Raw genomic sequence first — 9,859 nt, 5'->3', positions numbered from 1 at the left:
TTAATTAACAGTTCTATTTTTTTCATCTTGATTACCTGTTTCTCTCTGTATTCCCCTAATTTTTTTATTCCCAAACTTATAGGAAAGAGAAAGTTGAAAAGATTGTCTGTCAAAATAGTATCTGCTTTCTTGATAAATATTATTAACCGTAGAGTTTATATATTGGATTTCGTTTCTGAATATATCGTCCCCTTTTAAGGAAACTTTCAAATCTCTATTCAGTAAAAGATACTGAATAGCTAGAGAAAAAGAACTCATCGATTTATTATTATAAATACCATCAATACCAGGGAAACTATACCAATAACTTAAATTAAAAAGTAGCGTTTTATTTGAATTTAAAATAAAATCATTATTGGTCGACACTCTTGAATTAAAACCTTTTTGTTCTTTCACAGTAGTAGCTAAACTTGACTTAGAAATAGCATAATTCACATCAATTGAATTATTACTTGTCCACCATTTAAATTTATCAAACACATAATTTTCCGCCATTCCAAAGCGTTGTGTGTTGACATAATTCACAATTGTGGATCGAATAATATTTGTATTAGGATCAGGTATTGCAATAGGGCTAAATAAGTTCTCTTCATTACTAAAGTAGAATTTACTTTCTAATTTTTTATAAGTATAAGTGAACTCGGTATTGTCAATAAACGCAGGTTGTAAGAAAGGATTACCTTCCATAGTTTGAAAAATATTAGTATACCAGATATTAGGATTTAAATCACTAAATCTAGGTCTATCAATTCTTTTACTGTAGCCAAAGGTAAATGTAGAATTATCGTTAGGCACATAGGACAAATATGCTGTTGGGAAAAATTTGACATAATTATCTTTGACCAATAAATCTACACTATGCGTAAAGGATTTGGTTTGAGTAGATTCCATTCTTAATCCTAATTGTGATTCCCAATGATCATTAAATTTTTTATTACCAGAAATATAAACTGCTTGGACGTTTTCAGTATATTCAAATTCATTCTGTACTAAAGGCATATCTGAAACTGGAACATCCATTAGGCCACTATTGAAAGCTAATATATCATTATTCGTTTTTGAATTTGACACTTTACCACCAAAATTAAATGTTGCCCATTTTAGAGGATAATCAACGTCTAATTTACCTGATACATTTGTGATGTCTTGATTATTACTATTTATTCCTCCAAAATACTCACTTGAATATGGGTTTTCAATAACAGAAATACCTTTATATTTTCTAGTATCTGTATTATTAAAATTAAAATAATCAAAATTTAAAATGATTTTTTTTCCAATCGTGTCAATTTTGAATTCATTATAAAGATTTGCTGATTTAATGTTTGGAGAGCGCACAGTTTCTCCATTAGATTTTAAACTTCGAATAATATCACCTTTAGTATAATCATAAACAGTCGTAGTCGGACTGTCTGTTCCTGTAGGTTTGTTATTGTTAATTAAAAATTGACTCCCAACAGTCCATTTTGATGAAACTTGATAATCAATACCCAATTTTACATTTATTCTACTGTAATCAACTTTAATTGGTGAATTAGAGTGCCATAAGCCATCTGAAAAATAAGAATAATCATCACGGTTAATATACTGGGTTCCATTCTTATAATTACCTAAAGCAGAAATACTTAATCTATCCTTATTATAATTAAAATTCCCCATTAATGAACCATCACTATATTTTCTTTGAAGATAGGTAGCACCAATTAAGGCATTCCATGAATCTTTCTTACCCTTTTTTAGTATTATGTTTACTAACCCACTATTGCCTGCGGCTTCATATTTTGCAGGAGGATTTGTAATTACTTCAACACTTTTGATAGCATCAGACGGAATTGATTTTAGATAGTTGGTTAAGTCTTCACCTGAAAGCGTCACTATTTTTTCATCAATCATAACGGCTAAAGTACTTTTGCCAATCATAGAAATAATATCATTTTGAACCCTTATTCCTGGTGTCACTTTAAGTGCCTCAAATGCATCGCCTCCAGCGGCATTTATCGAATTTTCAACATTGAAAACCAATCTATCAACTTTTCTCTCTATCAGTTTCTTTCTCCCTCCAACTATAACAGATTCTAATTGGATTACATCATCAACTGTTAGATTACCCATATCCAAATCTGAATTAAATTCAATACTTCTTGATATGACAATTTTTTTCGCCTGTCGAACTTGTAATTTATACTTGCCAAATTCTGATTCCAATAAAAAATTTCCTTTTTCGTCTGTAAGTTCACTTTTAATAGCTGTGGAATCCCGAGCTATTAATATAATTTCAGCAAAAGGAACGGGATTGTTATCTTTTGTTATAACTCTTCCAGTAATTTTTCCAGTAATTTTAACCTGAGCAGACAATGTTACACTTAACAATACTAACAAAATAAGTATGAGCTTTTTCAATTTAATTTTAATTTTTAATTTATATATCTATCCTTGTTATAATGTAAGTTTTAAAAAAACTCACAAATAAAAAATTTCAGTTTCAATATTAATATCATCTTGCTTAATATCAATCTTATTAATATTTTGAATATTTTCAATCAAAAGCGCTTGATCCTCCAATACCAAATTTTTAAACAAATCATTTATTGAAATCTTTACTTTAAATTCTTTATGCACGAGACTTATTAATCTTGTGGCAATCAAACTATGCCCCCCTAATTCGAAAAAATTATCTGTAACTCCAATCTTTTCAATTCCCAATACTTCTTCCCATATTGAAACCAAACACTCTTCTATCTCATTTCTGGGCTTAAGATATTCCCTTTTTATCAGATCTTCTCCATCTACATTAGGTAACCCTTTTCTATCAATCTTCCCATTTGGAGTTAAGGGCAATTCTTTTAGTTCAATATAAAAACTAGGAACCATATAGTCTGGTAATTTTTCTAGCAAGAAACTCCTCAATTCTGATTTATCTATGTTTGTAGATACCAAATAAGCAATCAATACTTTATCTCCATTTACTACTTTTGGTTCTACTATCACCTGATTTAACGCCTCTGAGTATAGTAATATGGAATTTTCAATTTCACCAAGTTCTATTCTGTACCCTCTAATTTTTACCTGATTGTCTTTCCTTCCTAAAAATTCTATGTTTCCATCTGGTAACCAACAACCTACATCACCTGTATTATACATACGCTCTCCCTCTATGAAAGGATTTGAGATAAATTTCTCTGATGTAAGATCTACTTTCTTTAAATACCCACGCGCCACTCCAGCTCCTGAAACATATAAATTCCCCTTTGTTCCTATTGGCACTAGTTGTAATGACTCATCCAATATGGAAACCTTAGTATTGGAAATTGGTCTACCGATTGAAAAGCCTGTATTTTGATTGTATAATAACTCAATCGCAGTTACTGTAGTTTCTGTAGGTCCATATTCGTTATAAAAATAATTATACATATGCCATTTACTAGCTAATTCTATAGAGCAAACATCTCCTCCAGAAATTACACGTTTTAAAAAAGGATATTTTCCTGGTGTAAGTTTTTCTAGTACAGAAGGAACTGTATGAAAATGGGTAATCTGTTTAATAGTTATAAACTCTTCTAATTTTTTACTATCTAACATCACATCTTTACTAAGGATACTAAGACAAGCGCCATTTAAAACTGCCAAAAATATTTGTTCTACGGAAGCATCAAAGGATATATTAGAAAATTGTAAAATATTCTCGGTCTCCTTAATATTAAATTGGATTGTTTGAGAAACAATTAAATTAATTACACTCTTATTTTCCACCATTACTCCTTTCGGGTTTCCTGTCGTCCCTGAGGTATAAATAACATACGCTAAATCATGCGCTTCATTTATTTTTGCAACATTCTCTTTTGTATGTTTTTCTCGAACTTCATTAAACCTATCTAAGATAGATTCATCTATTACGAGTTTACTATCACTGTCTTTCTCTATATAAGCAATCCTCTCTTGTGGATAATTTGGATCAATCGGCACATAAGCTCCACCCGATTTCAATACCCCTAAGATCGCAATAATCATCCATTCACTTCTTTCTAGTTTTATTCCAACTAAATCATCAGCTTCAATAACATAGTACTCTCTTAAATAAGAGCCTAATTGATTTGATCTTTCATTAAGTTCCTGGTACGTTAATGCTACATCTTCAAATACAATGGCAATATTATTGGGGGTTCGCGCTACTTGATCCTCAAATAAATCTACTATTGTTTTGTCTTGCGGGTAATCCGATTTTGTATCATTAAACGATACTAATAGTTGAGTCTTTTCTTCTATTGTTAAATAATCAACTTCTTTAATAAGTATTTCCGGCTGTTCTATTGATTGCGTAATTAGATTTTCAAAATGAGAAAACATTCTTTCTATCAGACACAAATCATATATATCAGTATTATATTCAATTGTTAAGTTTAACCCTTCTGTCTCTGTAAAAGCAAGGCTTATATCAAATTTAGACGTCTTGTTTTTAAAATCGTAACCACTAACCTCAAGACTGATCAGTTCTTCATTATTGAAATTATTTAATTGTTCCTGGTTTTGTAAAATAACCAAAACATCAAACAAAGCAGAACGACTAGTATCCCTCTTTAAATTCAGTTTATCTATTAACTCATCAAAAGGATAACTTTGATTTTCATAAGCTCCTAATAAAATCTCTTTTTGTGCTGTAACCAAATCTAAAAAGCTGCTTCCTTCTTTGAGTCGACTACGTATTGCGAGCGTATTCAAATATAAACCCATCTGATTTTCCAAATCAGGATGCTCTCTTCCTGCTATAGGAGTTCCTACTATAATATCATCCTGACCTGTATACCTATGCAGCAAAGCATTTATCCCTGTCATTAAGGTCATAAATAAAGTTACATCATGCGATTTGGAAAACTCTTTTAGTTTATTTAAAAACTCTTTTGAATAGGTAAATGTCAGATTGTCCCCGTTATAAGTTTGAATTAATGGTCGTGTTTTAAAACTAGGCAAGTCTAATACTGGTAGCTCTCCTGCAAACTGCTGCAACCAATATTGTTCCGATAATTGATGTTTCTCTTGCTCTTTTTCTCCATTAGTCCATACAGCATAGTCTTTATACTGAATGCTTAACTGAGGTAAATTAGCATTTTTCCCTTGCCTTAGTGCATTATAAGTTTTTACTACCTCTGATATTAATAACTCTATTGACCATCCATCTCCAATAATATGATGCAGAGATAAGAAAAATACATACTCTCCCTTTTTCATCTTGATCAAAGAAGCTCTTACAAGTGGTACTTGCTCTAAATCAAAAGGTTCATTGCTCTTTTCTTGTAAATAATCAGCAATTACTTCTTCTTGATTTTCTACTGAACTGTAGTTTTTCTCTGAAATCCTAAAGTCTACATGTTCAATAGGCACAATAAATTGTCTAATATCCCCCTCTTCATTTGTTTTAAAATAAGTTCTTAGGATTTCATGTCGATCAATTAATAACCTAAAAGATTCTTCCAATTTATTCACTTCAATACTCCCTGTTAACTTAACAGCTGCAGGCATATTATAGGCCAATGAACCTCCTTCCAATTGACTCAGTATCCATAATCGGGCTTGAGAAGCTGTCAAAGGATAGGATTCTAATTCAGGAGCTATGGGAATAACTATATATTTATTTTCTTGCAACTCATTGCTTAAACCCGCTATAGTCGGACTTACAAAAAACGCTTTAAAGGATACTGTTTTTCCTAACTGCTTATAAATCCTATTGATTACTTGAGACACAATCAAGCTATGCCCCCCTAACTCAAAAAAATTGTTGGTTATACCTATTTTTTCTACTCCCAATACTTCTTGCCATATTCCAACTAAACTTCTTTCAATCTCATTTCTTGGTGCAACATATTCGCTTCGGATAATGTCTGCCCCATCAACACTCGGCAAAGATTTTCTGTCTATTTTTCCATTGGGAGTTAATGGCAATTCTTCCAATTCGATATAAAAATTAGGAATCATATATTCTGGCAATTTTTCTTTCAAAAAACTCCTTAATTTTGATTTGTCTATATTTCTAGATACGAAATAAGCAACCAATGATTTCTCTCCATTTACCTCACTTACTAATACTACAACTTGATTTAAATCCTCTGCATATTCTAAAATTACACTCTCTATCTCTCCAAGTTCAATCCTATAACCTCTGATCTTGATCTGGTGGTCTTTCCTTCCTAAGTACTCTAATTCACCATTTTCCAGCATCCTCACTATATCTCCAGAACGATATAACCTCTCGCCTGTTTTAAATGGACTATCAATAAATCTTTCACTTGTTAAAGAATCCCTGTTTAAATATCCTCTAGCTACTCCTTCCCCTCCTACATAAAGCTCTCCAGAGACTCCAACTGGTACTAAATTTCGATCTTGATCAACTACATAACAGGTTAACGTAGGTATAGGTTTGCCTATATTACTAATATTTTTTTCGATCTCTTCTCTTGTAATTTCTTTATAAGTCACATGTACAGTAGTTTCTGTAATACCATACATATTTACAAGTTTTGTGTTAGGATATTTTTCGTTCCAATCTCTTAACTTTCTAGGTATTAAAGCCTCGCCTCCAAATATTACATAACGCAATTGAAGATTAGCTTCCACATTTTTCAAATCTTCGCTTAAGACATTATAAAAAACGGATGGTGTCTGATTTAATACTGTTACTTTTTCTTTCTTTAGAACAAGAAGAAATGCCAAGGGATCTCTCGCTACTTTTAAAGGGATAATAATTACCTTACCACCATTAAATAATGCGCCATACATTTCCCAAACCGAAAAATCAAAACAATATGAATGAAACATACACCAAACATCATTTGAGTTAAAATCAAATAATGCCTTATCAGTCTTTAGTAATCGCACAATATTATTATGCTCTACCATGACTCCCTTCGGATTACCTGTGGTTCCCGAAGTGTATATGATGTATGCCAAATCATTAGGCTGATTGATTTTACCTATATTTTCTAGAGAATACTTCTCTTGTACCTTATTAAATCTATCTAATTCTTCCTCATCTATAACAAGCTTACTGTTGCTGTCCTCTTCTACATAAGCTACTCTTTCTTCTGGGTAATTGATATCTATCGGAATATAAGCCGCTCCTGATTTCAATATCCCTAAAATAGCAACAATCATATTCTCACTTCTATCTAACTTTATTCCGATTAAATCATCAGGCTTTATATGATAAGTTTCTATTAAGTAACGCCCTAATTTGTTAACCTTTTCATTTAGTTCTTTATAAGTTAGTCTTGATTCTTCAAATACGACAGCTATATTATTGGGCGTTTTCTCTACTTGTTCTTCAAATAAATCAATTATTGTTTTTTCTTTCGGATAAGCTACATCAGTATCATTAAAATCAACTAATAACTGATATTTTTCTCTTTCTGATAACAATGAATACTCAGATAAATAAATTTCTAGATAATTATCTAGATTAACTACAAACTGTCTAAACTGCTGAACTAAACATTCAACAACTTTTTCCTTCACAAAACCTTCTAAATAAGTAACCTCAATTTCTATATCTTCATTCTCATTTAATTTTACATCAAATAAAATACCATTACAATCTAACTTAGAGCCACAGTTGATATTTATACTATAATTAGATAAGATAATTAAATTATTAATTCCCCTTGTTTCAGATATAAGATCAGAATTATAGTCGGAATGTTTTAATGTCTCTAAAATTTCGTGTTTTGTCTTTTGAAGATATTCTTTAAATGATATTTTTAAATCTATAGGAAATGACAGAAGCAAAGAATTGTGATGATTCTTATAATTTGACACAACATAACCATCAAACTCATTGATTAGTTTCTTTAACAAAAAAGAATAAATAGCACTTATAACAGTATATTGAGCTATTGGATTTTTATCGGTAAGGCTATTAAAATAATTTAGTTCATTAGCATTAATAGTGACACAAGGCAGACTATTTTGCTTCTGATTCACTCCAAGAACTTCCTCTCTATTTAATATCTTTTTCTTCCAATATTTTGAAACCAAATTAATATTATTTGACACCGTATTTTTATTCATAAATTTAACATCCATATTTTCTGTTCACAACCGGAATTCTATTGTACAACCTTAATGCATTGACCACTTTAAAGGACTAAATAGGGCTCTTTATTTCTATTCTAAACATTTTATACAAAGTTAAAATCTCCCCCTAAATCATCTAAATATTAATTTCTAATATTTAAGCATAATCAGTTTTGAGCGAAAATAAGAGTAACGCTGATCTAAAAATTACGGCCTTTTCACATAAAAATTACGGACTTTTACTTACAATACACAAAACACTAATAATGAACCAAATAACTACATGAATTATTATATTAAAATAATTTATTCCTTTGAAACCTATAAAAAAATAACATCGCTACGTCTTATTCAATAAACACGTATGTCTATGCTGTTTCGACTCAGTTACCTTTTGAGGGCGCTGAGGCAAGGTCTTTTGAATTTTAATAAGTTTCGAGTGGTACAATACCAAAGTACGTATGCAGTTTCAACTCACTTTCCTTTGGGGTATTGAAGCGGGGTTGTATAATTTAAATTTATTTGTGTTTTTTTAATCTAACTCGAATGGAGTGAAAAATTATATTAGTCACAAAAAAGGTGACGAAATTATTTTTTAAAGAGTTGTATATTAAGGATCTAACTGGTAAGTAGAGTAAAAGTTTGATTGCAAAATTAAAAAATAAAGCATACATCGAAAATGCTATTTCTAAAAAAATTACATAAAATTGCAAAATGAATTTGAAAGACCGATTTGAAGTTTATAAATATCGAAAGAAATATCAATGAAGCGTAACGTATTGTAAATTTCTACAAAAAACCAACTTCAATCTGATCATTTTTGAATAACCCTTTTCCGAGTTACATACTTAAATAATCTGTAAATTTATAGTAAAACAAGGGTTATGGAAGCTATATTCAAGGGGGAGAATATTTTAGAGTTCTCTCAGACGTTTTTTAGTGATGAAAAGTGTAGAGAGTTTATTACACAAGAAAAGTGGAAGAATGGCTATACCTGTAAGCATTGTGGCCATAAAAAGTATTTTGAGGTCAAGAAGTATTGTTCTCGAGAATGCACAAAATGCAAATATATTGAAAGTGCGACAGCTGGAACTTTATTTCATAAGTTAAAGTTTGGATTGCAAAAGTCATTAATGATACTTTTTGAGATGAGTTGCACCACAAAAGGGATCTCAAGTCCTCAAATAGCCAAACAGTATGGAATCACTCAAAAGACAGCCTGGTTTTTTATGCAAAAAGTAAAATAGCCATGGAATCGAGTAAAAAACAACCCATGACTGGTACTGTGCATGTTGATGAATTCGTAATTGGCGGTAAGGAAACTGGAAAGCAAGGGCGAAGTTATGATAGCAAAAAGTCTAAAGTTGTTTGTGTAATTGAACTAACTGAAAAAGGCAAATTAAAAGAGGTTATGCTACAGTTATAGACGATTATTCTGCGAATTCGCTAGAACCAATCTTTAAAGAGCATATTTCATTGGATGCTTATATAAAAACAGACAAATGGACTGCTTATAAAAAGCTATCAAAATAATATTCAATAGTTCAAGAAAAGAGTAAACCCAATGAGAATTTCAAACAAATGCACACCATAATTCAGCAAATAAAATCAGGAATACGAACGATTCAAACACATGTAAATCGAGGGCATCTACAAAAGTATTTAGATGAATACTTTTTCCGCTTAAATCGTTCTATTTATAAGGAAACCATTTTCAATAAGCTATATGAACGAATGGTAAATCACAGGTTTGTTCTTGAAAAAGATTTGGTATTAACTAAGTGAGTAACTCGAACCC

2 protein-coding genes and 1 pseudogene are annotated in these 9,859 nt (G+C 30.8%); 1 reads left to right on the top strand and 2 read right to left on the bottom strand.

Annotation, left to right across the window (positions count from 1 at the left end):
- Nucleotides 1-2,400: a TonB-dependent receptor domain-containing protein gene (locus QLS65_RS13960; RefSeq protein WP_282718427.1), complete on the bottom strand. Its 2,400-nt coding sequence runs from the start codon at nucleotides 2,398-2,400 to the stop codon at nucleotides 1-3.
- 60 nt (nucleotides 2,401-2,460) lie between these two features.
- Nucleotides 2,461-8,055 (bottom strand): non-ribosomal peptide synthetase, encoded by a 5,595-nt coding sequence (locus tag QLS65_RS13955; RefSeq protein WP_282718426.1) that lies wholly within the window; start codon nucleotides 8,053-8,055, stop codon nucleotides 2,461-2,463.
- A gap of 890 nt (nucleotides 8,056-8,945) precedes the next feature.
- On the opposite strand from QLS65_RS13955, the pseudogene QLS65_RS13950 reads away from it, so the two are divergent.
- A pseudogene (locus QLS65_RS13950) lies at nucleotides 8,946-9,846 on the top strand (IS1595 family transposase).
- Nucleotides 9,847-9,859: the final 13 nt, after the last annotated feature.

It is taken from the genome of Flavobacterium algoritolerans, assembly GCF_030010385.1.
Taxonomy (GTDB): domain Bacteria; phylum Bacteroidota; class Bacteroidia; order Flavobacteriales; family Flavobacteriaceae; genus Flavobacterium; species Flavobacterium algoritolerans.
The sequence above is the reverse complement of the archived record's forward strand: the minus strand, read 5'-3'. Positions and strand labels throughout refer to the sequence as shown.

Excerpts from the sequence above, each read along its gene's own strand:
- QLS65_RS13955 (WP_282718426.1), bottom strand. The coding sequence starts at position 8,055 with ATGAATAAAAATACGGTGTCAAATAATATTAATTTGGTTTCAAAATAT.